This is a genomic window from Pseudoalteromonas sp. SCSIO 43101 (assembly GCF_023650775.1).
Taxonomy (GTDB): domain Bacteria; phylum Pseudomonadota; class Gammaproteobacteria; order Enterobacterales; family Alteromonadaceae; genus Pseudoalteromonas; species Pseudoalteromonas apostichopi.
In genome coordinates this window covers 17,087-42,335 of the sequence record NZ_CP072674.1, presented here as the reverse complement: position 1 = coordinate 42,335, position 25,249 = coordinate 17,087, and the positions used below count along the sequence as shown (strand labels likewise).

The following is a 25,249-nucleotide window of genomic DNA, read 5'->3' as shown; positions in this document are numbered from 1 at the left end:
AATGTGACGTTAATTACACGAACGTTAATTAGCCCTCCACTTTAAAACTTAACTAGAGTGTTCACTTGTTAAAGAAAAAGCCCTAGCAGTTTACTGTTAGGGCTTTTGGTTGAGAGTCAATCTGTATTAATTAGCGTGACGCTGTTTAGGTACTTTGATCTTAAACAGCATGGTATAGAGCACAGGCACTACAATCAGAGTCAGTACTGTGGCAAAACCAAGACCAAACATAATGGTTACCGCCATTGACTGGAAGAACACGTCAAATAGCAGTGGGATCATGCCTAAAATGGTGGTAATTGCAGCCATCGCTACAGGACGAACACGGCTCACCCCAGAGTCGAACACCGCTTTGTAAGGGTCTTTGCCGCTATCGAGTTCAAGGTTAATTTGGTCAACTAAGACAATGCCGTTTTTGATGAGCATGCCGCTTAAGCTCAGTAAGCCAAGTAGTGCCATAAAGCTAAATGCAGCATTCATTAGTAATAAACCTGCGGATACACCAACAATAGCCAGCGGCACTGTCGCCCAAATCACAAGAGGCTTTTTAACCGAGTTAAATAGCAGTACAGTTATAGCGAACATAGCTAAGTAACCTAGCGGCAATGAGCCGAAAATAGCTTTTTGCGCTTTGCTTGATGACTCATATTCGCCGCCCCACTGCAATTCATAGCCACGAGGCAGCTCAATAGCTTCTATGTCTTTGCGAACACGTGCAAAAAGCTTCGCTGGAGTTTCATCGCCAATAACATCGTGGTCGGCCATTACAGTGATGGTACGCTTACGGTCACGTCGCATGATCAAGCTGTCTTCCCACTCAACAACAAAATCATCGACCACTTGGGTCACCGGTACAAACACACCTAACACAGGGCTGTAAATTTGTAAGTCACGCAAGCTTTCAACGTTTAAGCGTTCTTCAGCAGGCGAACGAGCAATAATAGGTAGCATTTGTGTGCCATCTTTATAAACGCCCACTTGTTTACCCGATAAGCTAGTTAACAGCAGCTGATCAAGGTCAGATTTAGCAATCCCTAAACGACGGGCTTTTTGCTCGTTAAATTGCGGACGAATTAACTTAGATCGAGCACGCCAATCGTCACGAATATTAAATGCCCCTGCATCTTGATGCAGAATGTCTTTCGCCTCTTTTGCTAACTGGCGAAGTACCACAGGATCAGCACCAGAAAAACGTGCTTCAATTTTTGCATCAGTGGATGGGCCAATTTCCATACGTTTAACTTTAAGCTGAGCATCAAGTACATGCTCATGCTGATAATCACGTACTTTTTTGATCATGGTAGTAACAGCTTCGCGGTCTTTTACACGAATAATCAATTGCCCATAAGCTGGGTATGATTTTTCAGGTGCGTAAGTCAGCATAAAACGCGGTGCGCCTTGACCAACCGTTGTGGTTATTTCTTCAACCAGAGGGTCGGCTTGTAAGAATTTTTCAAGCTTTGCAACACCATCCATTGTGGTATGAATATCAGCGCCTTGCGTATGCCAATAATCAACATAAAACATAGGTGTATTTGATGCAGGGAAGAACGACTGTTTAATAAATTTAAAACCATAAACTGAGCTTACCAACATAATAACCATTAGAAGTAGCGTGGTTTTACGGTACCGCATTGCTGTATGTAACACGCCTTTATAGACATTAAAAATAACACCTTGGTAAGGGTCTTCATCATGATGCGGCTGTTTTTCAGTTGCTTGTTTAAACATCAAATCAGCGAAGAAAGGCGTTAAGGTAATGGCTGTGATCCAGCTCAGTAATAACGATATAAATAATACCCAGAATAAGCTTCCTGCAAACTCTCCACTGGCATCTGAACTCAAGCCAATTGGCGCAAATGCTGTAATAGCGATAACCGTAGCACCTAATAACGGCCACTTGGTTTGATCTACAATATTAGTTGCAGCTTGCAGTTTAGTTTGTCCGCGCTTTAGATTTATCAATATGCCTTCGGTTACTACAATAGCATTATCAACCAGCATACCTAAGGCTATGATCAAGGCACCAAGCGAAATACGTTGTAAATCAATAGCAAACAACTTCATAAATATGAAGGTACCTAATACCGTTAGCAGGAGTATTACACCAATCAATACGCCGCTTTTAAAGCCCATAAAGACTAAGAGTACGATAATAACAATGGCAACAGCTTCTAGTAGGCTGATAATAAAGCCACTTACTGACTTTTCAACTTCGGCAGGTTGGTTATAAACGCTGTTAATTTCCATGCCATGTGGTCGTTGATATTCAAGTGACGCTAAATGAGCCTCAATATTTGCACCAACATCAACTACATTGACACCAGAGCTAAACGACACGCCTACCAGTAATGCTTGCTGCTGGTTATAGCGAATAATATTATTAGGGACTTCTGCATACTCACGAAAAACGGTAGCAACGTCACCTAAGTAAATAAGTTCATTCTCACCTGGCTTAGAGATAAGTAGATTTTCGAGCTCTTTTACATCTTTGAATTCACCTGTTGGATGTAGGCGAATTGATTCATCGCCAACGCGCACTTTACCTGCGTTCGACACACTGTTTTGTGTTTGTAAAAGCTGGTAAATACGATTGGGTGAGATACCTAACTGGGCTAGTTTACGAGTTGAAATTTCAACCATCACTTGGGCTTGTTGTTCACCACCTACGGTTACTTTACTTACACCATCCACCAAAACAAGTTCGCGTTTTAGATAATCAACGTAATCTTTGAGTTCATCATAAGAGTAACCATCACCGGTTACCGCATACATCACACCGTATACATCACCAAAGTCATCCATAATCTTACTAGGATAAACCCCTGATGGCATTGACGCTGCTTGATCGTTGATTTTACGACGCAGTTCATCCCATATTTGGCGTAAGTCTTGTTTACGGTAATTGCTTTTCATCTCCACGGTAATTTGCGATTTACCTGTTGATGAAATACTCGTTACGTAATCAACATACGGCAGCTGTTGAATTGCATTTTCGATAGGAAAGGTAACTTCTTCTTCAACCTGTTGTGGTGACGCGCCCGGGTAAAGCGTGATCACCATGGCTTTTTTTAGGGTGAATTCAGGATCTTCAAGTTGTCCTAAGCCAAAGTAAGCGACTGTTCCACCAATCAGTAAAAACAGCGCAAACATCCAGCTAATGACTTTTCTTTCAATAGCAAGTGCAGCGAAGCTCATTATAAGCCTCGCTCTTTTTGCCATGGGCGCACTTTCATACCTTCTTCTAAAGAGTGTACGCCTGCTGCAACAACAATTTGGTCTTGCTCAATACCTGATAGCACTTCAATACCATCACGATGTAACTGGCCAACTTCAACAGCTTGTTTATGTACTAAGCCAGTATTTTGGTCATACAGCCACACATAGCTATTGTTATTTTCAGACTCGGTAGGTTCTGAAAAAACCGCTTCAACAGGCAATAGTGTGTAAGATGATTGTGAGCTAGTGATTTTGCTTAAATCTATATCAACGCGGCCAGTCATACCTGCAAGTAGATTAAAGTCTTCTGGTACAGGTAAAGAAAACACAACTTTGTAGGTTAAAGTGATAGGGTCGGCTTGGGTATCAAACTCTTTTATGGTTAATTGATATGACTTGTTTGGGTAACCATCGAAGACAACTTCAGGTTGATAGTCAACGTCTTTATCGATTCGTGCAATAAGTTTTTCGGGAACTTGAATTACTACGTCCATTAGGTCGCGCGTTTCAAGGCGTAAGATGTTTTGTTTCGCTTGAATGTTTTCAAAGTTTTTAACAAACACCTTTGCCACAGTACCCGCGAACGGTGCGCGTAATTCACTATTATCTAGATTGGTTTTGGCTATTTTTAGCGCTGACTCTGCAACTTGTTTATTGGCCAGCGCTTGATCTAACTCAGATTGGCTGGCAATTGAACGGTTAAATAGCTTTTGGACTCGGTCAAGTTGAGATTCAGCAAGTTCAAAGCGAGCTTTGCGTTCATCATATTGCAGTTGAAAATCTTCGGGATCGAGTTTTGCTAAAAGCTCACCTTTTTCAACATGTTGGCCCGCTAGAGCTGGAAACTCAAGTAACTCACCATTAACTCTAAAGGCTAGGTAAGAACCTTGGTTAGCAACAACTTCAGCAGGAAAGCTGCGAATGCTTTGCTCTGAATTATTACCAATATTAAAAAGTTTAACAGGGCGTACTACCGGCTCTGCTTCAACTTGTTTTGCTTGCTCTGAACATGCCGAAAGTAACAGAAACATGCTGCTAATTAACACGGCGGGTGCCAATCTCATTGTCTTCTCCATAGATAAGAAAGCATAAATTTGCTGCAGGATACGCTGCAAAGATATAAAATAAAAATTATTAAATTTTAGAAACAGTATTAATTTTATTTATATAGTTTGCCATTAATGAATTTAAATCAATTAATCGTTCTAGATGCTATTGTGCAAAGCTCTAGTTTGAGTCAAGCCGCAGTAAAATTGCATAAGACCCAACCTGCTCTAACTTTGGCTATTAAGAAGCTAGAGTCGGAACTAGGTTTTGAGCTACTAGATCGAAGTCAATATCGTTTACATTTAACTGAAAAAGGCCGTATTTTTTACCGAGAAGCGCGCCAATTGATGAATGCAAACAGTGAGTTAAGATCATTAGCTAAAGAACTTGCACTAGGCAATGAGGCTAATTACAAAATTTGTTATGAACAGCTTTGTCATCAACATAGCTATAACGAAGTGATTAGCCAAACCTTTAAGCGCTTTGCCAGTACAGAGTTTAGTATTTCTTCGGGTAAACGCTTTGTATCACTTGAGCAGGTTAACAGCCATCAGGCTGATTTAGGAATTGGTCCTTGGTTTGATTTGTTTCATGCAACAGGGGATTTTGAGAGTCTACCAATTGGTAAATTTGATATTGGTATTGTCAGTGCTCCTGATGTGGTGCCAAATGAAATCAGCTTTGCGGATATTCAAAATTACCCTTGCTTAGCTATGTTTGAAAGCGACTTGAGCTTTGACAGTGATAGGCTTTCTTATACCTTGGGAGCTGCATTGATGAAAATTGATGATATAACCAGTGTTAAGTCGTTTTTATTGTCTGGTGCTGGTTGGGCAATGATTAGTTTACAACACTGCAAAGCTGAAATAGAAGCTGGTTTATTACAGCAAATTAAAATTACTGACCGTGAACACCAGTTTGGCGCAGAAATTCGCGTATTTAGACAGCACTCTGTCCATCATGGTCCTGTTGCTAGAGCTATTTGGCAAGATTTTAGCGAGATCAGTAAACAATATTTGGAGTGTAGTCGTGCAGCAACCAACACACGTTAGTAAAGAGGATTTAATTTATACCATTATTTGTGCAATTCCAGAGGGAAAAGTAGCAAGTTATGGGCAAGTAGCAAAGCTTGCTGGATACCCTAACAATTCGAGATTGGTAGGGCGGCTATTAAAGCTCATGCCTGAAGGCTCAAGTATCCCGTGGCATCGGGTGGTAAATAGCCAAGGGAAAATTTCCTTTCCTGAGGGCAGCTGTAAACATCTTGAGCAACGACAAAAACTACTCAGTGAAGGCGTAACATTTAATAAGACTAAAATTAATATGCGCCTACATCAGTGGGATTAATAAACATATAAACTAATTGATACGTAGTGGCAGACACAGCCAACTAGCACGAATACATGCCAAATTGCATGGCTGAAATGGCGGGTTTTAGCACTGTAGAACAAAGTTCCTAAGCTGTATGCAATACCACCTGCTAATAACCACCATAATGCACTTAAATCAAGGTTTAAATAAAGAGGATATACAAGCGCCAATGCAAACCAGCCCATTAATAAATAAGTGGCGAGAGAGACCTTTTTATTACCGTTTTTTACTAGCAATTTATAAATAACACCGCCTAAAGCTAGAGACCAAATAAACACTAAAGCGGCAATTGACCATGCCCCTGATAAAGTAATAACTAAATAGGGTGTATAAGTACCTGCAATAAGTAGGTAAATAGCACAGTGGTCACATTTTTTATAAATAGCACGAATTCGTTCTTTAGTACTGGCATGATATAAAGTAGAGGCTAAGAATAATACCAGTAGACTTGATCCATAAACGATGGCACTCACTGTCGCCGATGCGACATTAGATTGTGAAATCAAATCCCACAGCACATATATCGCAAAGAGTACTCCCATGCCGTGAGTGAGCACGTTAAGTTGTTCTTCTTGGCGTGAATAAGGGAGTAGTTTTGTCATATTTATTTACTAATACGCGTGTTTAAAACAGTTTCAGTGTACAAGTGTGCGCCGAAATTGGCAACGCTTATTTTTTAACTAAATATTGGTCAAAATATCTAAATTAGTTGGTTTTATTAACCACCACTGAATAGGAATAAAAAATAAATTAATATTTTAGTCATTGAAAATCAATGGGTTAAAAAATATTTTCAGAGTGGCACAACCTTTGATTAAGTAATTACGACTAATTACTTAAAGAGACAAGGAATACCACTATGAATAACTCACTTAAATTAACTACTGCTGCGTTACTTGTATTAGGGTCAACTCAAGCAAGCGCTACTGACTTTGAATTAGATATCAGCAACACAATTACACAATCTGTTAAAAGCTATGTTCAGCAAGCAAGTAACGAACTGAAACAAAGCGTAATGAACAGCATTGAGTTTGATGCTCAAAAGTTACTAGATACTTACATGAGTGAAGATGCAATTACTTCGAAAGAAGAAGAGTTAAAAGTTGCACAAGCTCCAAAAGCAACAAACAAACAGTAAGGAAGCAAGATAATGAGTAGTGAAATCAGCTTATTTTTACTTATGGTTGCACCGGTTTTGAGTTTACTCAGTGCATATGCATCTATCGAATTATTTCGTAACGTTGCACAATGGTTTAACTTCTAAAGTATAAAGTAGATATTAAGATTTCATGAAATATTGATCGGCGGATTAAAAGCGCACGTAATTAAAGGCATGTGGTTTTAGAATAGTAGACTTTATGAAGCGTGCGATTTTTCCTTTACCGGTTTTTATTTTACCTGAAGGGTTCACCAAGCTAAGAATATTTGAGCAACGTTACTTAACGATGGTCAAAGAAGCTGTACAAGATAATACAGGTTTTGTGCTTTGCACTTACCAACATGACACAGATCTTAACTTGCCCGAAATAGGTTGTTTAATGCAAATAACCGATTTCAATCAAGATGATAACGGCCAATTATTAATTGATGTTTATGCTGAGCATGCGGTATCTATTCATAATGCTAATCAGGATAAGCAGCAGTTACGTCATGCTGATATCGAAAGAATTTCGTCACCTTCGTGGTACATAAACACACCAATCAACGATGAAAATACCTTACTAAGCCACACGCTTCGCGCTGTGTTTGCAAATCAGCCAGATTTAGCAGGCCTTTATAAAACCCCACAATTTGATAACCTTGCCTGGGTTGTTGCCCGTTGGCTTGAGATTTTGCCTATTTCATTAGTTAAAAAACAACAACTTGCTTTTAAATCTAACTTTGAAAACTTGCTAAGTTTCCTCCATACTCTAATTAACAACGAATTTACTAATTAATGTGATCTAACCTCAACTTTTTGCCGTATTACTTTAAACGACAATAATTGGATGACACAAAGATGGTAAGTCAACAACTTAACACAGGTTGTAAACCTAACATAGGTCAATACTCTGCCATGCCAGATACACCAAGCAAAGAGCTTGCTGATGCTTTATTTGCTGTTGCCGAGCACCGCGATAAGCGTGCGTTCGCAATACTTTTCCAATATTTCTCGCCAAAAATTAAACGTTTTGGAATAAAGCAATTTGGTTCTGAAGCTCAAGCTATGGAGTTAGTTCAAGAAACGTTAACTTCTGTATGGCGTAAAGCGCATCTTTATCACAAAGAAAAAGGTGCGGCGACAACGTGGGTTTATACAGTTATGCGAAATGCGTCTTTCGATATGCTCAGAAAAATGAAAAGCAGTAAAGAAGAGTGTATCAGTGAAGATATTTGGCCGTTAATTGATGAAGCCCAGCCGGGGCAACACGAGTTCAGTGACCATTTAGAAGATAAACAAATCAAACAATATCTTGATAAATTACCGATTGCACAACGTGAAGTCGTGCGCGGAGTCTACTTTCAAGATATGTCGCAAGAGCAACTTGCTGAGCACTTAAACATTCCCGTAGGCACAGTGAAGTCTCGTCTTCGCTTAGCCTTGCAGAAGTTACGCAATGAAATGGGAGAACACCATGATTAAGCACCATCCAAGCAACGAATTACTTGCCAAGTTTAGTGAGGGTAATCTACCTGCCACCTTGAGTGTTGCAGTCGCTATTCATGTTGAAATGTGCCCAGTGTGTCAAAAAGAGATAGCCGCTCTTGAGGCAAAAAATGCTGACAGTGTATTTACCGAGGTCGCTACCGATTCGGATGACATGTTAGACATAAGCCTTTTTGATGCAATTACTGCAGATGAATCAATTGATGAAGTGTATGAGCAAGCACAGGTTTCTGTTGATGTTAAAGATAAAAGCTACACATTACCCAGAGCGCTTACGCGCATTGGCCACAGTAATTTTATGCAAATAGGTAAACTTGCCCGTTCACGCATTGATTTAGATGATGGTCCATTAAGGGCAAGCCTGTTGCACATTGATGCCGGTGGTGAAATTCCTGAGCACACACATACGGGTTTTGAGCTAACTTTATTATTAGATGGTGAGTTCAGTGATGAAGACGGACATTACGTACCAGGTGATTTTATGATGTTAGATGGTCGCCACAATCACACGCCAAAAACGATTGAAGGGTGCTTGTGCTTTACAGTCGTTAGCAGTGCGCTTCACTTCAATAAAGGTATTAGTAAATTACTCAACCCAATTGGTAATCTTATCTATTAGTAGGGTTTATATGCAGCAATCAACAATTAAAATTGGTTTAAGCGCTTGCTTAGCAGGCGACAAAGTGCGTTTTGACAGTGGACACAAGAAATCTAATTTTTGCATGGATGAGTTGGCTAACCATGTTGAATATAAAAAGTTTTGCCCGGAAGTGGCGGTAGGGTTACCTATACCTAGGCCAACAATTCGTCAAGTGCGTGTTGGCGATACCATCAAAGTGTGCCGCCCTGATGGCACTGGCGATGTTGGCCCTAAATTAACTGAGTACGGTAAACGAGTTGCGACAGAGCAAACCGCAGAATTAAGTGGTTTTGTGTTTTGTGCGAAAAGCCCTAGTTGCGGAATGGAACGCATTAAAATTTATAACGAAGCTGGTACGGGTAATACTTCAGAAGGGGTTGGTTTTTTTGCAGAGCAAATAATGGCACATAACCCGTTATTGCCTTGTGAAGAAAACGGCCGTTTAAACGATATGCATTTACGTGAAAATTTTGTAATGCGTGTTTATACCTACAAGCACTGGCAAACGTTGAGCGAGCAGCCTCTTACAGTTCATAGGTTGACCCAATTTCATGCCCAGTATAAGTACTTATTAATGGCACATAACTATGAAGCTTACCGGAACTTGGGAAATCTGCTCGGCACTTTTGATGGCGAAGACATCCAAACCTTAGCTGATGAGTACATATTGGGATTAATGACAGCCCTTAAAAAGCCAGCATCACGTAAAAATAACGCCAATACATTAATGCACTTGCAAGGTTATTTTAAAAAATCGCTTTCTAAGATTGAAAAACAAGAACTGCGCGATGCAATTGATGAATACCGCCAAGGGTTAGTGCCACTTTACGTACCACTTACACTGATAAAGCATCACTTAAAAGTGCATCCAAATGAGTACCTAGCCAAACAAGTCTACCTCGATCCATATCCGAACGAACTAAAATTACGCTACGGAATTTAATGAATACATTATTTTGGTTTAGGCGCGATCTGCGCCTTTTTAATAACGATGCTTTGTATCAGGCTATCGAAAATGGTTGCCAGCATGCGGTTTTTTTTATTACCGAAAAGCAATGGCAAGCGCATGATGTAGCAGCAATTCAGCTCGATTTACTAAAACGCAGGCTTCGTTTTCTAGGTGAACTTTTAGCCAGCAAAGGTATTAAATTACATGTTATTGATGCGAAAGATTACGTTGGATGCGTAGAAAAATTAGCGTTATTTTGCGATCAACACCAAGTGAAAAATGTATATGCCAATAACGAATATGAGCTTAACGAAGTTAACCGTGATAAAGCTTTTTTAGAGCATGCTGACAGTAAAGGCATTACCTTTTATGCTTACGACGGTGATGTAATTGCGCCGCCTGGGAGTATCAAAAATCAAAGCGGTGAGATGTTTAAAGTTTTTACGCCATTTAAAAATGCATGGCTTAAAGTTTATCAAGACACCCATTTTTATTTTGCTGAGCCGCCTAAGATGTTCGAGCCTATTGAGTGGCAGTCAAGTGAGTTGTTAGCCACAGACGGTAGCTCAGATAAATGGCCTGTTGATGATGATAAACTCAGCCATGTATGCGCACGTTTCATTGAAGAAAAGTTAGCAAGCTATCAAGAGCAACGCGATATCCCAAGCATCAAAGGCACCTCTGGTTTAAGTCCTTACTTAGCTCTTGGCATTGTCAGCGTTCAGCAATTATTAGCACTTATTCAACAGCGTCATCCTGATGTATTACGCAGCAGCAAAAGTAACTTGTTTTGCTGGGTAAACGAACTGATTTGGCGTGAATTTTACCGTCACCTTATGGCGATTTATCCAAACCTAAGTAAATACGACAACTTTAACGAGAAATACAACGCTGTGGCATGGCGTGATGATGAAGGTGACTTTCAAGCATGGTGCGAAGGTAAAACAGGCTACCCACTGGTTGATGCCGCTATGAGGCAGTTACTTCAAACTGGCTGGATGCATAATCGTTTACGTATGGTGGTAGCGAGCTTTTTAACTAAACACTTACTAATTGATTGGCGTAGAGGTGAGCGCTTTTTTATGCAACACCTTATTGATGGTGATCTAGCATCTAACAACGGCGGCTGGCAATGGGCTGCAAGCACAGGCTGTGATGCTCAGCCGTATTTTCGAATTTTTAATCCAATCACTCAAAGTGAGCGATTTGATCCAGATGGTGAATTTATCCGTAAATATTTACCAGAGCTGGAAAAAATTCCTGCCAAGCAAATCCATTTTCCGCATGACTATTTAGCGAAACAGGGTAAGTCGAGCAGTTATTGGCCAGCAATTGTTGATCATAAAGCAGCGCGAGAGCGAGCGTTAAACGCATTTAAGGTGTGACATGGAAAAGGCGACCCTTGATAGATTTATTAATGTTTATCAAACACTCAATAAAGATAATTTACAGTTATTGGATGATATCTATCACCCAGACATTCAGTTTGCAGATCCCTTGCATGCGGTAAATGGTCTTGAGGCGCTGCGTGATTATTTTAAAAATCTTTATGCTAATGTGATTTCCTGCGAATTTGTTATTGAAAATACCTATAGTAAAGAGGAAAACGCGTTTATTTATTGGACCATGCAGTATCGTCATCCAAAACTTAAAAAAGGCCAAGCAATTTCAGTTGAGGGACATAGCCGCTTAAAATTTAATGACGACAAAATCATTGAGCATCGCGATTATTTTGACGTAGGGGCTATGCTTTACAGGCATATTCCAGTGCTTGGTTCTGCTGTAAAATTTATCGATAAAAGGGCGAGTGCATAATGACGACATTAATTACAGGCGCAACTTCTGGTATTGGTGAGTCATTGGCAAAGCTTTATGCAGACAAGGGTGAGCAAGTTATTGCTTGCGGTAGGAATACAGAAAAGCTTGCCAAATTAAGTCAGTACCAAAATATCGAGTCTTGCCAGTTTGATGCAACAGACCTTCAGGATATACGTTCGAGCACAGTGGCATATACGCAATTTGATCGTGTCATTTTAAATGCAGGGAATTGTGAATACATTGATGATGCACGTAATTTTGATAGTAGTTTGTTCGAGCGTGTGATCACCACCAATCTACTTAGTATGGGCTATTGTCTTGAGGCATTGTTACCAAAAATAAAACCCGGTGGGCAGCTCGTTATAGTGAGCTCTAGTGTAACTTACTTGCCTTTACCACGTAGCCAAGCTTATGGCGCTTCTAAAGCGGGAGTCAGTTATTTAGCTAACAGCTTAGCTGTTGATTTAAACGATGTGGATGTCACGCTAGTTCACCCCGGATTTGTTAAAACGCCGCTGACAGAAAAAAATGACTTTCCTATGCCAATGGCAGTCAGTGCAGAAGAAGCGGCAAACTATATTTTTAAAGGTGTCGCGAAAAGGCGCAAAGAAGTGCATTTTCCGCACCGTTTTACCTTCATTTTAAAATTTTTAAGAATGCTTCCTACGCCGTTGTGGCTGAAGCTTGCAAAAGGATTATCACGTTGAAAAAAGTGGCTGTTATTGGATCAGGCATAGCAGGTTTAAGCTGTGCGCACCTCTTGCACAAACATTACGATGTAACCGTATTTGAGAAAAACGATTACATAGGTGGCCATACTGCAACCATTGACGTAAAGGTTGATGGCGTTGAATACGCTGTTGATACAGGCTTTATTGTATTTAACGACCGGACCTACCCGTATTTTGAAAAATTACTTGAGCGTTTAGGTGTTGAACGCCAGAAAACGCAAATGAGTTTTAGTGTGCATAATGAGCAAACGGGATTTGAATATAATGGCCACACCTTCTTTAGTTTATTTGCTCAAAAACGTAATATCTTTCGCCCTAAATTTTGGAAACTATTGAAAGACATCGTTCGTTTTAATGAAGTGTGTAAATCATTGCATGCTGAAAAAAATTATAAGGCAAACCAAACTTTAGGTGAGTTTTTAGACGAGCATCACTTTAACGATTTTTTTCGTTTCCATTATATCTTGCCGATGGGGGCTGCTATTTGGTCAACAAGTATAAAAGAAATGGCGCAAGTTGGCGTAGAGTTTTTTGTTAAGTTCTTTTATAACCACGGTTTGCTGGATATTACTAATCGCCCGCAGTGGTATGTTATTCCGGGTGGTTCTCGCGAATACATCAAACCGATGATCCAAGGCTTTGCTGATAAAATTCGTTTAAATAGCAATATCAGCTCGGTATCTCGAAAAGATGGCAGTGTGCATGTGCATTTTGATGATGGCCATAGCGAAACATTCGACAAGGTGGTGTTTGCTTGCCATTCCGATCAAGCATTAAACCTATTATTAGACCCAAGCGCAGACGAAAAACGTGTTCTCTCAGCTATACCTTACACGGCTAACTCAGTGGTACTACATACCGATACAACACTTTTACCAAAACGAAAAGCTGCGTGGGCTAGCTGGAATTACCTATTAAACAACAACACAGACAAAGCCGCTGTTGTCACATATCAAATGAATATTCTACAAGGAATTAAAAGCGACACACAATTTTGTGTCACGCTTAACCACCTTGATGGCATTAACAAAGATAAAATTCTACGAGAGTTTACATACCACCATCCAGTATTTAACAAAGAGTCGATAGCAGCACAGCAGCAAAAATCCTTGATTGATGGAAAAAACAATAGCTATTTTTGCGGAGCATACTGGTATAACGGCTTCCACGAAGACGGTGTTAGAAGTGCTGTCAATGTGGCGCAAAAGCTCGGAGTAGAGTTTGAATAGTGCTATTTATATAGGTGATGTTCGTCATCGGCGTTTTGCGGTTAAAGAGCATCACTTTAAATACCCGCTTTATATGATGTGGGTTGATTTAGCAAATCCTAATGAGCTAAATGGTATTCACCCTTGGCTTGGTTCTAGTGGCTTTAAGGCTCTTAAATTTAAACAAAGTGATTACTTTAATTATCAAACTGATATGCAGTTACCACTCAAGCAGCGTGCGCTTAATAAAATTAAAGAGCTAGGCATTTCTAATGAATTTGCCAATGTTTTTATGCTCGGACAAATGCGTTGTTTAGGGCTGTACTTTAGCCCTGTAAACTTTTTCTTCTTTCAAACTAGTAATGGTGACTTTACCCACATGCTTGCTGAAGTAAGCAATACCCCTTGGAATGAACGTCATTATTATGTAGTACCTCTTGAAAAAAAAGTGAACTTTAAAAAGGTTTTCTCCGTATCACCTTTCATGAACTTAGATATGAACTATCATTGGAATATTAGAATGAATTCTGATAACACCATGATTCATATTGAAAATAAAAAAGACGAGACTCTTTTGTTTGATGCAACCCTGCGTTTGCAAAAGCACCTCCTGACGAAGGAGCGGGTTAGTGCCGTGCTTAAACAGTTTCCGGCTATGACGTTTAGTATCTTTAAGGGTATTTACCTTCATGCTTTGAAATTGTTTTGCAAACGTGTGCCATTTATTGGTCACTCGGGCAAATAAGAGAATTCAACTAGGTGATGTGATGGAAAAAGTATCAAATTTAACGCAAGCCGCAACGACTGGCTGGATGACAAAGCTGTATAAAAAACTTGTCATAGGTGCATTCAACAGTATAGATACTGGACGTATTACGCTCATTGAAGGTAATCAAAAAGAGCATTTCGGTGATTTGACAAGTGATTTGAACGCAACGGTTACAGTGAATGATGCTGCGATGTATAAGTCATTTGCTTTATCTGGCAGTGTTGGTGCTGGTGAGGCCTACATTCTTGGTTATTGGGATTGTGACAACCTCACTAAACTTATTGAAATATTTGCCCTTAATCAAGATCAACTAGATGCCTTTGAGAAAAAATTTGCTTTTTTAAGTGGTATTGCGCACAGACTTAATCACCTTAAAAATAAAAACTCAGCCAGCGGTTCGAAAAAGAATATTGCAGCGCATTATGATTTAGGTAACGACCTATACAGTGCATTTTTAAGTGATGAAATGCTGTATTCTTGTGCAGTGTACCCTTCAAAACAAGCCACCCTTGAACAAGCCCAATCTCATAAGCTGGCATTAATTTGTGAGCAAGTTGATTTACAGCCAGGTGATTCTGTTATTGAGATTGGCACAGGGTGGGGCGCCTTTGCGATTTACGCTGCAACACATTTTGATTGTCATGTTACGACTACGACGATTTCTGATGAGCAACATGCTTATGTAGAACAAAAAGTTAAAGAGCTAAAACTTGAGGATAAAATCACTTTACTGAAGCAGGATTATCGTCTGTTAGAAGGTAGATACGATAAGCTTGTGTCAATCGAAATGATTGAAGCAGTAGGTCATGAGTACTTACCAGGCTTTTTTGCTAAATGTCAGTCTTTATTAAAAGACAGTGGTGCAATGCTTATCCAAGCAATTACCATCGCTGATCAGCGTTACAGTCATTACCTAAAGAACTCAGACTTTATTCAGCAATATATCTTCCCAGGTGGCTGCCTGCCTTGCTTAGATGAAATGAATAAGCAAATAAAGCAGCAAACAGACATGGTCGTGCATAGTGTCAAAGATATTGGTGTTCACTATGCAAGAACCTTGGCTGATTGGCGTGAGCGCTTTGTTGCTAGTTGGCCTGAAATAGATAAAGTGAAATTTGACCAGCGTTTTTATCGCTTATGGCTATTTTACTTAGCTTACTGTGAAGGAGCATTTAGAACCCGCGCCATCAGTACCGTTCATTTAGTTGCCCGTAAACCGCGTTTTGGCCATTCTGGCGATGATATCGCGCTCAATTATTAATTTTGCGTTGTTTCAAGGAGTTTGGTTTATGGCCTTACTCCTCGAACACAATTCTCTGATACCCGCTTTAGCTGTTGTAGCTGTGATGATTTTTTTATCAACGCAGCGAAGACAAGATATTTGGCTAATTTTATGCGGCTTACCGCTTGCTTTAGGCTATGAATGGCTAGCGAGTAGTTTTAATTTACTCGCTTTTAAAGAGAGTCCCTTTCCCTTATGGCTTGCTGTACTTTGGACTGCGCTACTTCTAACTATTAATACTTCGATGAAATTTCTACAAAAGTTGCCTTGGTATATTGGCTGGGGTGTTTGCGCGTTATTTGCTCCAGCCAGTTACTACGCTGGGATGCGCTTTGAAGTACTTAACACACAATTTGCTATTTGGCAGTTTTGGCTTATTTATGGTTTAGGATGGGCGAGCATGTTTATGATTATCATCACTATTAATAAGCGATTTTTAGCGTCTAAATGATCAGTTCAGTTATGCTTTACGTAATGATTAATAACACAACTTTTAGGATTTATTGATGTATCAGTCACTTAAATTATCCTTGTTTGCTGCGTTATTTTTTTCAGCAGGGGCTATCGCAAACGGCTTTAAAACAGTAGGACAAGCCAAGATGGAGTATCTATTTTGGGATGTGTATAACGCCAAACTAGAAACGCCAACGGGTTCGTATCAATTTGGTCAGCACCCCAGCAAGTTAACACTTACCTATTTACGGGATTTTGATGCAAAAGACATCGTTAAAGCAACCAACGAGCAATGGCAACATTTAAAGCTCAATGACATGGTAGGTGTATACGACGAACAGTTATTAGCCCTTTGGCCTGATATCAAAAAGAATGATTCGCTGTCGTTTCGTACGAACGAGCAAGGCATTGGTACTTTCTACATTAATGACAAAAAGTTAGGTCAGGTTGGTGACAATAAATTCGCTAATAACTTTTTAGCAATTTGGTTAAGTCCTGACACTTCTGAACCATCACTTCGAAAACAGCTTATTGGAGGGAAACATGATTAAGCTCAAAGCACTTTTTATTTTTGCTATGGTATTGTTAATTACCAGCTGCTCTGCGCCAAACGTTGATTATTATCAAGGCACAGAGCCTAAGTTTGACTTTAAACAGTTTTTTAGCGGAAAGCTCAAAGCCTACGGCGTTGTTCAAGACCATAAAGGTGAATTAACTCGTAAGCTGGTTGTCGATATGAAAGCAACTTGGGATGGCAATCAGGGAGTGATTGACGAGCAATTTGTTTATGATGATGGCGAAACGCAAACGCGTATTTGGTATATCACCATCAATGAAGATGGCAGTATCACAGGTACAGCCTCAGATGTGGTTGGCGAAGCAAAGGGTGATAGTAATGGTAGTGTGTTCCACTGGACATATTCTGTCGAACTTCCATATAAAGATAGTACTTTAGTGGTGAATTTCGATGATTGGATGTACTTGGTAACACAATCACGCTTGATAAACCGTACCGCTATTGATAAGTTTGGCTTTGAGGTTGGGGAAGTTACCTTAGTTATCGAGAAAATTGAATGATGGTTTGGCTATCATAAAATTTAGTTATGGAAGTTAAATTAAGTCTTTATTAATACTGATGTCACTAACCTTGTGATTGATAGTTAAATAGTAGTCATTTTTGAATAAATTACGTAAAAATAGCAATTTGCTGTTGCTAACTTCTCAAAAATGCATAAAGATAGGTTTTGCGAAGGCAAAATAATAACGAATAGGAATCTAACAATGAATAAAGCTCAATTAGTTGAAAAAATTGCTACTGATGCAGAAATCTCAAAAGCGGCAGCAACTCGTGCACTAGATGCATTCACTGGCGCAGTTACTAACTCTCTTAAAGAAGGTAACTCAGTAGCATTAGTTGGTTTCGGTACTTTCTCAGTAAAAGAGCGTGCAGCGCGTACTGGCCGTAACCCACAAACTGGTGCAGAAATTCAAATTGCGGCAGCAACTATCCCAAGCTTTAAAGCGGGTAAAGGTCTTAAAGACCAAGTTAATCCTTAATAGGGTAACTTACTATTTATTGAAAAAAGGGCTTATAGCCCTTTTTTTGTGTCTGTAATTTAATCGCTACTGCGAAAAAGGCTTACGCCTTTAACGCTTTATCACCACGACCAATGCCAACTGCACCTGAACGCACTACCTCAATAATATCGGTTTCATGACGCAGGGTATCAAGGAAAGATTCGATCTTTTCAGTACTCGCTACAAGCTGCAGAGTGTAGCTGTGGCGACCCATATCTAAAATAGCACCTTGAAATACATCTGCAACACGAGTTACTGCTGCACGAGTTGTCTCATCTTGGGCAAATACTTTAACTAGCAACAGCTCACGTTCAATATGCGCCATTTCGGTTAGATCAATAATCTTGAGGACATCTACTAACTTGTTCACTTGCTTGGTGATTTGTTCAACGATACGATCATCACCCATAGTGGTAATGGTAATACGCGACAGAGAATGATCGTCAGTCGTACCAACAGTAAGGCTATCGATGTTGTAAGCGCGCTGTGAAAATAAGCCTACAATGCGCGATAACGAGCCAGGTTCGTTTTCTAATAAGATTGATAAAATACGGCGCATTATGCTTTTACTCCTTTACGTAACCACATATCATCGACTGCCCCTAGCTTGATTTGCATAGGGTAAACATGTTCTTTCTCATCTACACAGATATCTAAAAATACTAACCTGTCATTTATAGACATAGCTTTTTCAATAGCAGGCTGTAGCTCATCAATATGATCAACGCGAATACCTATATGACCATAGCTTTCTACTAATTTTACGAAATCAGGAAGTGATTCCATGTAAGAAGATGAGTGACGACCTGAATACATCATATCTTGCCATTGACGCACCATGCCCAGAGAGCGGTTATTCAACGACACAACTTTTACTGCTAAATTGTATTGCAAGCAGGTTGATAGTTCTTGGATGTTCATTTGAATTGAACCATCTCCAGTCACACAGATTGACTCTTTTTCAGGGAAAGCAAGCTTCACGCCCATTGCCGCAGGTAAACCAAAGCCCATAGTGCCTAAGCCACCAGAGTTAATCCATTGGCGTGGGTGTTTAAACGGATAATACTGAGCTGCAAACATTTGATGCTGACCTACATCAGAGCTGATGTAAGCATCACCATTGGTTGCCTTGTAGATTGCTTCGATAACCGCTTGTGGTTTGATTTTATCGCCATCGGTGCTGTAGCTAAGGCATTTTTGTTCACGCCAGCTAATGATCTGACGCCACCAATCTTCTTGTGCAGAACGATCAATTGAAATAGAGCTTTTATCAATCGCCGTTTGTAACTGTTCAAGTACAGTTTGTAAGCAGCCAACAACTGGGATGTGCGCTTTGATTGTTTTAGATATTGAGGTTGGGTCAACATCAACATGAACGATGGTGGCATTTGGGCAGAATTTCTTAACATTATTTGTTACCCGATCATCGAATCGAGCACCTAAGGCTAAAATAACATCAGCATTTGCCATGGCTTTATTTGCTTCAAGGCTACCGTGCATACCTAACATGCCAATAAAGTTAGGGTGCGTACCGCTGATGCCACCCAGACCCATCAAGGTATTAGTGATCGGTGCGTTTAATGATTCCACCAAGTGAGTTAGTTGCTCAGAGGTGTTTGAAAGTATGATGCCGCCACCTGAATAAATAACCAGCTTTTTAGCTTCTAATATAGCGCTAACAGCTTTACGAATTTGTTTTGAATGACCCTTGGTATTCGGGTTATAAGTTCTAAGCTCAGTCGTTTTTGGAAACTCAAACGAAAACTTTAATTCAGGGTTAAGCATATCTTTTGGTAGTTCAACCACAACCGGACCAGGGCGGCCTGTACTGGCTAAATAAAATGCTTTGGCTAAGATTGTTGGAATATCTTTTGCGCTACGACAGTTATAACTGTGCTTTACGATAGGGCGAGAGCAACCAACGATATCAGTCTCTTGGAATGCATCATCACCGATTAAACCTGTAGGAACTTGGCCTGAAAGTACCACCATAGGAATAGAGTCCATGTAAGCAGTAGCAATACCTGTAACACAGTTTGTTGCACCTGGGCCTGAGGTTGCAAGTACAACACCAACTTCACCAGTCGCACGGGCATAACCATCAGCCATATGAGTAGCAGCTTGTTCGTGGCGTACTAATATATGCTCAATATCTTCTTGTTGAAATAACGCATCATATAAATCAAGGACAGACCCGCCAGGATAGCCGAAAATATACTTTACATTCAATTCTTTAAGTGCCCGAACAACTAGTTCGGATCCATTATATTCAGTTGTACTCATCCTCATTCCTCTATCTGTGCAGCATAAATGCATAAAAAAACCCCCGCATAAGGCGGGGGTTTTTTAAAAAGCGTGCTTTCACCTTTTAATAGCCTCCCGCTGGGCTTGTAACTAAGACCAGTACGAGAACGTTGACGACTAAAAGGTGGCGGCGAATATTCATTATTCTTAATTTCTTCTAAAAACAGACAGCAGACTAAATGTTTGCTGTTTAAAAAATGTTAGTAGTATTTTTAAGTGTTTTAGAAACTGATGTCAACCGCAAAAGAGTATTTTTGAATTAATTTTTCCATATTTGATTTTTATGTTGGTTTTTTTGCATCTGTATTTTGTTTATCCTGATTTTGATGGTGTAACTATGCATTGAATCGTTCGTGTAGTTAATTAATAACTCTACCAATAGATAATGCATTTTCATGTCTGAAATGCATAACTTAGCCACTTTATAAGAGATATTTATTTAGACATCCATTTTAATAAAAAGCTTCTTTAAATTATCTCAAAACATGACACCCAAATTAATTTCTAACAGCAAGCGGTCATTTAGTAAGATGTAAGTCGAGGTCAACAAATTATATAGACTAAGAAGTTTTGTACTATTTGATGGGGACTCTTCAAAAAAGCAATCCAATATGATGGCTTTATTTTTTAAATTGTGCGTACAGGGTAACTCTACTTGTAAAGAAGGGGTCGCCTCCAGTTTGCAAGGAAGTTTAGTTTATAAAATAGAAACTCAATGCCTAACATGCAACTAAGCAAATAAAGCTAAACTATTTGTAATCGAGCTTCTTCGCTGTCGCTTCATGCGATTTGTATATGCATTGATAGCTCTCTCTTTACCCGCTGCATTTTTGAATGATTTTGTAAATGAGGTGGTGAGTATAAGCCAGTTGTCAGCACAGATATTTAATCGTTCTAAGATAGGTAGTGCGTCTTTAGGTATTGCACCGGGTTTACCCTTTTGTATTGAGCGGCCAGTCCAATCAACGAGCTGCAAATATGTTTTAAGCTCAAATGGTAAGCCTTTAGACATATGATTATGTGGCTTACTAGCAAAACGCATCAATGATTTGGGTTGTTTGTCTTTTTGAGCTGATTTAATGCGTGTTTTTATACTTGTATAATCAGATCGCTCTTGTAAATCAGCTACTTTTACTCTTACTGGGTTTAAGTCAACGTAAGCAAGGCAAGCTGCAAGTGCGGCTTCATCTAGCAAGGCTTGCGATTTAAAGCGACCTTCCCAAAATCGCCCTTTGCACTCATCTTCTTGATTGGCCTTTCGTGCAATGCTCTCATTAAGCACACGCATAAACCAACTAATACTGCTGAGCCTTTCTCGATATATATTTACTCTGATATTCACCGCTGAAAGCTCTGCTTGTGTTAGTAATTCGCCATTTAAGAATCGTTGACAAAGAAAAGTGCTTTTAAATAACTTGTGCCACCTAATCAGAATAGCTTTATTATTTAGACGCTTAGCTTTTGCTATATCAATGTGTAGAACCAAATGAGTATGATTACTCATAACTGCATAGGCACAAACATCAATACAAAATATTCGACCGAGTTTGAGTAGTTTTTTTTCTACCCATTCGCGCCGGTGTTCATAAGAACGACCGGTTAGTGGGTCTTGACCACACAAATAAGCACGACGAACGCAGCGTGAAATACAGTGGTAGTAAGGTGTGTTTGAAACGCTAATTAAGTTTCTACGAGGGGTTGCCATGCTCTTCTCCTCCATGAGTTGAACAATCTAAGTTTAGGCACAATTTTTAGGAATGTGAAATATTAAGTTGGGTGTCTTGTTTTGCTTTTCTTATCTTGATAAATAAAAGTGGGTGTCTGATTAATTAGAGGTAATAAAAAGCCAGTCTGAGACTGGCTTTTGGTAGGGGGGTTAAGGGTTATGTTGTCATAAGCCCTAAACAATTGTTCTCTTATAGACGCTCAATTACAGCTTGAGTGAAGTCTGTAGTGCCGTGGCTGCCGCCTAGGTCACGCGTAGTGCGGTCGCCTGTTTTGATTACATCAGCAACTGCGCTGCGGATGCGCTCTGCAGTGTCAGCCATACCTAAGTGCTCAAGCATTTGGATAGATGCTAAGATTACTGAAGTTGGGTTAGCAAGGTTTTTGCCTGCGATGTCTGGAGCACTACCGTGTACGGCTTCGAAGATAGCTGCATCTTCACCAATGTTTGCACCAGGGGCCATACCAAGACCACCAACAAGACCAGCACATAAGTCAGATAAGATATCACCAAATAAGTTTGTAGTAACAATTACATCAAACTCATCAGGAGTCATAACTAGTTTCATACATGTTGCATCAACAATCATTTCTGTTGATTCGATTTGCGGGTAACGCTCAGCTACTTCACGTGCAACTTTTAAGAATAAACCAGATGTTGATTTAAGGATGTTAGCTTTGTGCACAGCCGTTACTTTTTTACGGCCTTCACGTACCGCTAACTCGTATGCAAAAGTTACGATCTTTTCTGCACCTTCACGGGTGATTTTAGACATTGCTTCTGCTTCGTTACCATCTTCAGATACTACTTGACCAAGGCCAGAATACATACCTTGTGTGTTCTCACGAACAGTGATGATGTCGATATCGTCGTAACGAGCTTGTGTACCTGCGAATGATTTAACAGGACGAACATTAGCATATAGGCCAAACTTTTTACGCAAAGTTACGTTGATTGAAGTGAAACCTTCACCAACTGGTGTAGTTAATGGGCCTTTTAAAGTGATCTTGTTACGCGCGATTGTGTCGATTGTTTCTTGCGGCAGTAACTCACCAGTTTTTTCTAGGGCAGCAAGGCCAGCATCAACGAATTCATAATCAAAATCGCAACCTGCAGCTTCAAGGATCTCAAGTGCTGAATCAATAATGCTAGGACCAATGCCGTCGCCTTTGATCACTGTGATGGTTTGTTTAGCCATTTACTTTTCCTATTTATGAGTAGATAAACACGTAAACTCGTCGCGAAATAGCATGCGATTTACTTGTTAGAAGGTTTACGTGAATGTGTTTGAAAATTTAAGCGGCTTTTATAGCAATTTATTCAGCTTTTTGCCAGTTTATCCTGTGAATACTGACTATAAACAGACTAAAGTTCATATTTATTTAACGTTTTCGCACTTTTTAACAACACACTCTAAAAATTGTCTGCAAATTCACAGTTTTTGAGATATGCATAAAAATCTGCTTTTGATTGCCAACCAGCAGCCAATAAACTATCGGAAATAATTTGCTCTTGCCAACTACTAAACAGGGCTTTTGGTTGGAAAACATAATAAGTAAAAAGCTTAATTGCGACCCAATGCTTTTCGTTGATATCAAGTTGCTGTTTTTTATGTTGCTCACTACCTAGTAAATGCTGAGTCCAGCTATTGTCGCCAATCAGCTGATTTAAATACATCGTCAGAGGTTCTTGGTTTAATTGACTAACACCAAATAAACAAGCCAGTGGCGGGCTTATTATCTGTTCTTCGGCTTGTTCAAAAATGGTTTTACGTGAAAGGCTAGTTGCTTGATGCTCGCAAAGGAACAAAACATAGGCATATAACGGCAAAGCAACCTGTTCAAATTGAATTGAGTCGATGTGTTTAAATAGCGCCTGGATAATTCGCACCATATTCTCAAGGCGCTTAGATATATGCTGAAAAAGCGGATGAGAGGTGGTTGCAACTAAGCGTTGAAATAAGACTTTTTGAATAATCGCAGGGGCGTTATCGTATCCGACCATAGATAAACAATGGCGTAAGTCTTTAGCTCTTTGCTGCTCTTTATTATAGGGCTTAACGGCAACAGTAAGCTGCGTAATCAATTCAGGGTAGGGGCTTAAAAGCTTATCTAAGCTACGGTAGCTGTATTCTTTTGATACTTTTAATGTGCTAATTAGCTCTAAATATTGCTGTCTACGTTGCTGATTTAAAGGCTGTGGCTCGGCAAAATTAATGTTTTCACTAAACCATACGGTGTATAGCAAACGAGTATCTTTACAAAGTCTTTGTTTGTCAAAAATAGTTAAGTTTGCTTTAAAGCGGTGCCAGCGAATTTTATCTGGGCAACTGGCATCAACTAAAATATGGCGGCCATGTTCATCTGTGGCTAAATAGATAAGCACCTGCTCTGCGTACTTTACTTCACTTGCTGGAATATAAGGACCAATATGAGCAATCAATGCTTTTATAGCACTTTGAGCAAACTCGTTCGGAGTGCGCAAGTAGATATCAGCCATAGCTTTGTGCATACCAATATGACCACCCGAATCGCGATAAGTCGTATTCATAGCAATAATATTAGCTAGAGCTACTAGGGTTGTTGCACCATCGTAAATCATAATTTTTGGTGCGCTTAATAGTGCTTGTTTATATTTATTTAAACGAGCTAATAAATGCTGAATAGAAAGCGTATGTGGGCCTGAGTCTTTGAGTAGTTTTGCGGCTAATTGATGACGACACTGCCAAAGCTTTTTATCTTGAGCTGTGAGTGTTTGGCCTGCGGCTAATTTATTGCTTTGTGATTGCACACATAGGTAATTGGCTAAACAACAGCTAATTATCTGTTCACTAATTGCTTGGTTGTAGTTAAGGCTGTGGCATAAAGTACAGGCAATAACACATTGGTTTACGACTAAATTGGTCGTGTAGCCGTAGTTCGCAACATACAAACTTAATTGCGCTTGCATGCCTTTTGGGCAGGCTTGATATAGTAGATAATACCGCTCGGCAAGATTACTTAGTATAGGGAAAATTTGTGACCATTTTTGCTTTTGATGATAAAGCTTGAGTAACTGGTGCGTACTATCAAATAAGCGTGCCAATTCTCGTGGCGTCACGTTTTCCATCATAAGCTGTTAGGTTTCTTGTTGATAGCTTTCATAGGCACTTGGTCCCCATAATACCAGCTGACCATTTTTAAAAAGTAGGCCTGTGCATTCATCTATAGTGGTTATCCCATCAGATTTAACATGCTGAGTGCGATAAAAAATAATTTGCCAAACATTGTCCTCAACTCGTTTAGCATAGGTTAGATCGGGGCTACCTAAATAATCAAGTACAGCATTGAGGTTTTCGGGCTTATCAATAGATAGTTTCGCGATATAGCGTTTATTAAAAGCTTCACGGTCTTGCCAAATCATAGCTTGCGGATCATCTTTATAAAAAGTGATCACTAGGGTTGCTATCAGTGCATAAACACCTAACCCAAGTACCAGATATTGGAAAACCTTTTTAAACATGTGTAA

Annotated in this window: 26 protein-coding genes; 17 read left to right on the top strand and 9 right to left on the bottom strand. The window is 39.7% G+C overall.

Annotated elements, in window-relative coordinates; all coding sequences use genetic code 11:
* Positions 1–126: 126 nt before the first annotated feature.
* Together J8Z25_RS17355 and J8Z25_RS17350 are read right to left on the bottom strand one after the other, a co-directional pair.
* Entirely contained in the window at positions 127–3,198 is a 3,072-nt protein-coding gene (locus tag J8Z25_RS17355; protein ID WP_130052674.1) for an efflux RND transporter permease subunit, read from the bottom strand.
* Entirely contained in the window at positions 3,198–4,283 is a 1,086-nt protein-coding gene (locus tag J8Z25_RS17350) for an efflux RND transporter periplasmic adaptor subunit (RefSeq protein ID WP_130052673.1), read from the bottom strand. Before J8Z25_RS17350 ends, J8Z25_RS17355 begins: the two co-directional genes overlap by 1 nt.
* Before the next feature lie 117 nt (positions 4,284–4,400).
* Here J8Z25_RS17350 and J8Z25_RS17345 point away from each other — a divergent pair, with 117 nt between their 5' ends.
* Positions 4,401–5,318: a LysR family transcriptional regulator gene (locus J8Z25_RS17345; protein WP_250662186.1), complete on the top strand. Its 918-nt coding sequence runs from the start codon at positions 4,401–4,403 to the stop codon at positions 5,316–5,318.
* Positions 5,296–5,613 (top strand): MGMT family protein, encoded by a 318-nt coding sequence (locus J8Z25_RS17340; protein WP_239978154.1) that lies wholly within the window; start codon positions 5,296–5,298, stop codon positions 5,611–5,613. Before J8Z25_RS17345 ends, J8Z25_RS17340 begins: the two co-directional genes overlap by 23 nt.
* On the opposite strand, the gene trhA is transcribed toward J8Z25_RS17340, so the two are convergent.
* Positions 5,610–6,239 carry a PAQR family membrane homeostasis protein TrhA gene (trhA, locus tag J8Z25_RS17335; RefSeq protein WP_130052670.1) on the bottom strand — a complete coding sequence of 210 codons (630 nt, stop codon included), beginning with the start codon at positions 6,237–6,239 and terminating at the stop codon, positions 5,610–5,612. The genes J8Z25_RS17340 and trhA overlap by 4 nt on opposite strands.
* Before the next feature lie 257 nt (positions 6,240–6,496).
* Here trhA and J8Z25_RS17330 point away from each other — a divergent pair, with 257 nt between their 5' ends.
* The 15 genes from J8Z25_RS17330 (at position 6,497) to J8Z25_RS17260 (ending at position 17,691) form a co-directional block, all read left to right on the top strand.
* Complete coding sequence (locus J8Z25_RS17330) at positions 6,497–6,775, top strand: hypothetical protein (protein WP_130052669.1); 279 nt, start codon at positions 6,497–6,499, stop codon at positions 6,773–6,775.
* A 220-nt stretch (positions 6,776–6,995) separates the two neighbouring features.
* Complete coding sequence (locus tag J8Z25_RS17325) at positions 6,996–7,574, top strand: LON peptidase substrate-binding domain-containing protein (RefSeq protein WP_130052668.1); 579 nt, start codon at positions 6,996–6,998, stop codon at positions 7,572–7,574.
* A 62-nt stretch (positions 7,575–7,636) separates the two neighbouring features.
* Positions 7,637–8,260, top strand: a complete 624-nt coding sequence (locus J8Z25_RS17320) for a sigma-70 family RNA polymerase sigma factor (RefSeq protein WP_130052667.1) — start codon at positions 7,637–7,639, stop codon at positions 8,258–8,260.
* A complete protein-coding gene (locus J8Z25_RS17315) occupies positions 8,253–8,903 on the top strand; it encodes a ChrR family anti-sigma-E factor (protein WP_130052666.1) in 651 nt (216 codons plus the stop codon). The genes J8Z25_RS17320 and J8Z25_RS17315 overlap by 8 nt, the downstream gene beginning before the upstream one ends.
* A 10-nt stretch (positions 8,904–8,913) precedes the next feature.
* Positions 8,914–9,867, top strand: coding sequence for a YbgA family protein (locus tag J8Z25_RS17310; RefSeq protein WP_130052665.1), 954 nt, complete (start codon positions 8,914–8,916; stop codon positions 9,865–9,867).
* Positions 9,867–11,258, top strand: a complete 1,392-nt coding sequence (gene phrB, locus J8Z25_RS17305; RefSeq protein WP_250662185.1) for a deoxyribodipyrimidine photo-lyase — start codon at positions 9,867–9,869, stop codon at positions 11,256–11,258. The genes J8Z25_RS17310 and phrB overlap by 1 nt, the downstream gene beginning before the upstream one ends.
* 1 nt (position 11,259) lies before the next feature.
* Positions 11,260–11,688: a nuclear transport factor 2 family protein gene (locus J8Z25_RS17300; RefSeq protein WP_250662184.1), complete on the top strand. Its 429-nt coding sequence runs from the start codon at positions 11,260–11,262 to the stop codon at positions 11,686–11,688.
* Positions 11,688–12,398 (top strand): SDR family NAD(P)-dependent oxidoreductase, encoded by a 711-nt coding sequence (locus J8Z25_RS17295; protein ID WP_130052662.1) that lies wholly within the window; start codon positions 11,688–11,690, stop codon positions 12,396–12,398. The genes J8Z25_RS17300 and J8Z25_RS17295 overlap by 1 nt, the downstream gene beginning before the upstream one ends.
* Positions 12,395–13,651 (top strand): NAD(P)/FAD-dependent oxidoreductase, encoded by a 1,257-nt coding sequence (locus J8Z25_RS17290; RefSeq protein ID WP_130052661.1) that lies wholly within the window; start codon positions 12,395–12,397, stop codon positions 13,649–13,651. The genes J8Z25_RS17295 and J8Z25_RS17290 overlap by 4 nt, the downstream gene beginning before the upstream one ends.
* On the top strand, positions 13,644–14,375 hold the full coding sequence (locus J8Z25_RS17285) for a DUF1365 domain-containing protein (RefSeq protein ID WP_250662183.1): 732 nt from the start codon (positions 13,644–13,646) through the stop codon (positions 14,373–14,375). The genes J8Z25_RS17290 and J8Z25_RS17285 overlap by 8 nt, the downstream gene beginning before the upstream one ends.
* Positions 14,376–14,397: 22 nt before the next feature.
* The gene (locus J8Z25_RS17280; RefSeq protein ID WP_250662182.1) at positions 14,398–15,660 is read left to right on the top strand and encodes an SAM-dependent methyltransferase; all 1,263 of its coding nucleotides are present in this window, start codon (positions 14,398–14,400) and stop codon (positions 15,658–15,660) included.
* Positions 15,661–15,688: 28 nt separating this feature from the next.
* The gene (locus tag J8Z25_RS17275) at positions 15,689–16,132 is read left to right on the top strand and encodes a DUF2878 domain-containing protein (protein WP_250662181.1); all 444 of its coding nucleotides are present in this window, start codon (positions 15,689–15,691) and stop codon (positions 16,130–16,132) included.
* 55 nt (positions 16,133–16,187) lie between these two features.
* Positions 16,188–16,685 carry a chalcone isomerase family protein gene (locus tag J8Z25_RS17270; RefSeq protein WP_250662180.1) on the top strand — a complete coding sequence of 166 codons (498 nt, stop codon included), beginning with the start codon at positions 16,188–16,190 and terminating at the stop codon, positions 16,683–16,685.
* Complete coding sequence (locus J8Z25_RS17265; RefSeq protein ID WP_130052657.1) at positions 16,678–17,211, top strand: DUF3833 domain-containing protein; 534 nt, start codon at positions 16,678–16,680, stop codon at positions 17,209–17,211. The genes J8Z25_RS17270 and J8Z25_RS17265 overlap by 8 nt, the downstream gene beginning before the upstream one ends.
* A 204-nt stretch (positions 17,212–17,415) precedes the next feature.
* Positions 17,416–17,691 (top strand): HU family DNA-binding protein, encoded by a 276-nt coding sequence (locus J8Z25_RS17260; protein ID WP_036972004.1) that lies wholly within the window; start codon positions 17,416–17,418, stop codon positions 17,689–17,691.
* 82 nt (positions 17,692–17,773) lie between these two features.
* Here the strand turns inward: J8Z25_RS17260 and ilvN are convergent, their stop codons facing one another.
* From ilvN to J8Z25_RS17230, 6 genes are all read right to left on the bottom strand, one after another.
* Positions 17,774–18,271: an acetolactate synthase small subunit gene (gene ilvN / locus J8Z25_RS17255; protein WP_130052656.1), complete on the bottom strand. Its 498-nt coding sequence runs from the start codon at positions 18,269–18,271 to the stop codon at positions 17,774–17,776.
* Complete coding sequence (locus J8Z25_RS17250; protein ID WP_250662179.1) at positions 18,271–19,995, bottom strand: acetolactate synthase 3 large subunit; 1,725 nt, start codon at positions 19,993–19,995, stop codon at positions 18,271–18,273. The genes ilvN and J8Z25_RS17250 overlap by 1 nt, the downstream gene beginning before the upstream one ends.
* Before the next feature lie 751 nt (positions 19,996–20,746).
* Complete coding sequence (locus J8Z25_RS17245) at positions 20,747–21,721, bottom strand: transposase (RefSeq protein ID WP_250662178.1); 975 nt, start codon at positions 21,719–21,721, stop codon at positions 20,747–20,749.
* Positions 21,722–21,932: 211 nt separating this feature from the next.
* Positions 21,933–22,940 carry an isocitrate dehydrogenase gene (locus tag J8Z25_RS17240; RefSeq protein WP_130052654.1) on the bottom strand — a complete coding sequence of 336 codons (1,008 nt, stop codon included), beginning with the start codon at positions 22,938–22,940 and terminating at the stop codon, positions 21,933–21,935.
* Positions 22,941–23,155: 215 nt separating this feature from the next.
* Positions 23,156–24,841, bottom strand: a complete 1,686-nt coding sequence (locus J8Z25_RS17235; RefSeq protein WP_250662177.1) for a hypothetical protein — start codon at positions 24,839–24,841, stop codon at positions 23,156–23,158.
* A gap of 18 nt (positions 24,842–24,859) precedes the next feature.
* On the bottom strand, positions 24,860–25,243 hold the full coding sequence (locus tag J8Z25_RS17230; RefSeq protein ID WP_054563904.1) for a DUF3192 domain-containing protein: 384 nt from the start codon (positions 25,241–25,243) through the stop codon (positions 24,860–24,862).
* Positions 25,244–25,249 lie beyond the last annotated feature (6 nt).

Excerpts from the sequence above, each read along its gene's own strand:
- J8Z25_RS17355 (WP_130052674.1), bottom strand. The coding sequence starts at position 3,198 with ATGAGCTTCGCTGCACTTGCTATTGAAAGAAAAGTCATTAGCTGGATG.
- J8Z25_RS17350 (WP_130052673.1), bottom strand. The coding sequence starts at position 4,283 with ATGAGATTGGCACCCGCCGTGTTAATTAGCAGCATGTTTCTGTTACTT.
- J8Z25_RS17345 (WP_250662186.1), top strand. The coding sequence starts at position 4,401 with ATGAATTTAAATCAATTAATCGTTCTAGATGCTATTGTGCAAAGCTCT.
- trhA (WP_130052670.1), bottom strand. The coding sequence starts at position 6,239 with ATGACAAAACTACTCCCTTATTCACGCCAAGAAGAACAACTTAACGTG.
- J8Z25_RS17330 (WP_130052669.1), top strand. The coding sequence starts at position 6,497 with ATGAATAACTCACTTAAATTAACTACTGCTGCGTTACTTGTATTAGGG.
- J8Z25_RS17325 (WP_130052668.1), top strand. The coding sequence starts at position 6,996 with ATGAAGCGTGCGATTTTTCCTTTACCGGTTTTTATTTTACCTGAAGGG.
- J8Z25_RS17320 (WP_130052667.1), top strand. The coding sequence starts at position 7,637 with ATGGTAAGTCAACAACTTAACACAGGTTGTAAACCTAACATAGGTCAA.
- J8Z25_RS17315 (WP_130052666.1), top strand. The coding sequence starts at position 8,253 with ATGATTAAGCACCATCCAAGCAACGAATTACTTGCCAAGTTTAGTGAG.
- J8Z25_RS17310 (WP_130052665.1), top strand. The coding sequence starts at position 8,914 with ATGCAGCAATCAACAATTAAAATTGGTTTAAGCGCTTGCTTAGCAGGC.
- phrB (WP_250662185.1), top strand. The coding sequence starts at position 9,867 with ATGAATACATTATTTTGGTTTAGGCGCGATCTGCGCCTTTTTAATAAC.
- J8Z25_RS17300 (WP_250662184.1), top strand. The coding sequence starts at position 11,260 with ATGGAAAAGGCGACCCTTGATAGATTTATTAATGTTTATCAAACACTC.
- J8Z25_RS17295 (WP_130052662.1), top strand. The coding sequence starts at position 11,688 with ATGACGACATTAATTACAGGCGCAACTTCTGGTATTGGTGAGTCATTG.
- J8Z25_RS17280 (WP_250662182.1), top strand. The coding sequence starts at position 14,398 with ATGGAAAAAGTATCAAATTTAACGCAAGCCGCAACGACTGGCTGGATG.
- J8Z25_RS17275 (WP_250662181.1), top strand. The coding sequence starts at position 15,689 with ATGGCCTTACTCCTCGAACACAATTCTCTGATACCCGCTTTAGCTGTT.
- J8Z25_RS17270 (WP_250662180.1), top strand. The coding sequence starts at position 16,188 with ATGTATCAGTCACTTAAATTATCCTTGTTTGCTGCGTTATTTTTTTCA.
- J8Z25_RS17265 (WP_130052657.1), top strand. The coding sequence starts at position 16,678 with ATGATTAAGCTCAAAGCACTTTTTATTTTTGCTATGGTATTGTTAATT.
- J8Z25_RS17260 (WP_036972004.1), top strand. The coding sequence starts at position 17,416 with ATGAATAAAGCTCAATTAGTTGAAAAAATTGCTACTGATGCAGAAATC.
- ilvN (WP_130052656.1), bottom strand. The coding sequence starts at position 18,271 with ATGCGCCGTATTTTATCAATCTTATTAGAAAACGAACCTGGCTCGTTA.
- J8Z25_RS17250 (WP_250662179.1), bottom strand. The coding sequence starts at position 19,995 with ATGAGTACAACTGAATATAATGGATCCGAACTAGTTGTTCGGGCACTT.
- J8Z25_RS17245 (WP_250662178.1), bottom strand. The coding sequence starts at position 21,721 with ATGGCAACCCCTCGTAGAAACTTAATTAGCGTTTCAAACACACCTTAC.
- J8Z25_RS17240 (WP_130052654.1), bottom strand. The coding sequence starts at position 22,940 with ATGGCTAAACAAACCATCACAGTGATCAAAGGCGACGGCATTGGTCCT.
- J8Z25_RS17230 (WP_054563904.1), bottom strand. The coding sequence starts at position 25,243 with ATGTTTAAAAAGGTTTTCCAATATCTGGTACTTGGGTTAGGTGTTTAT.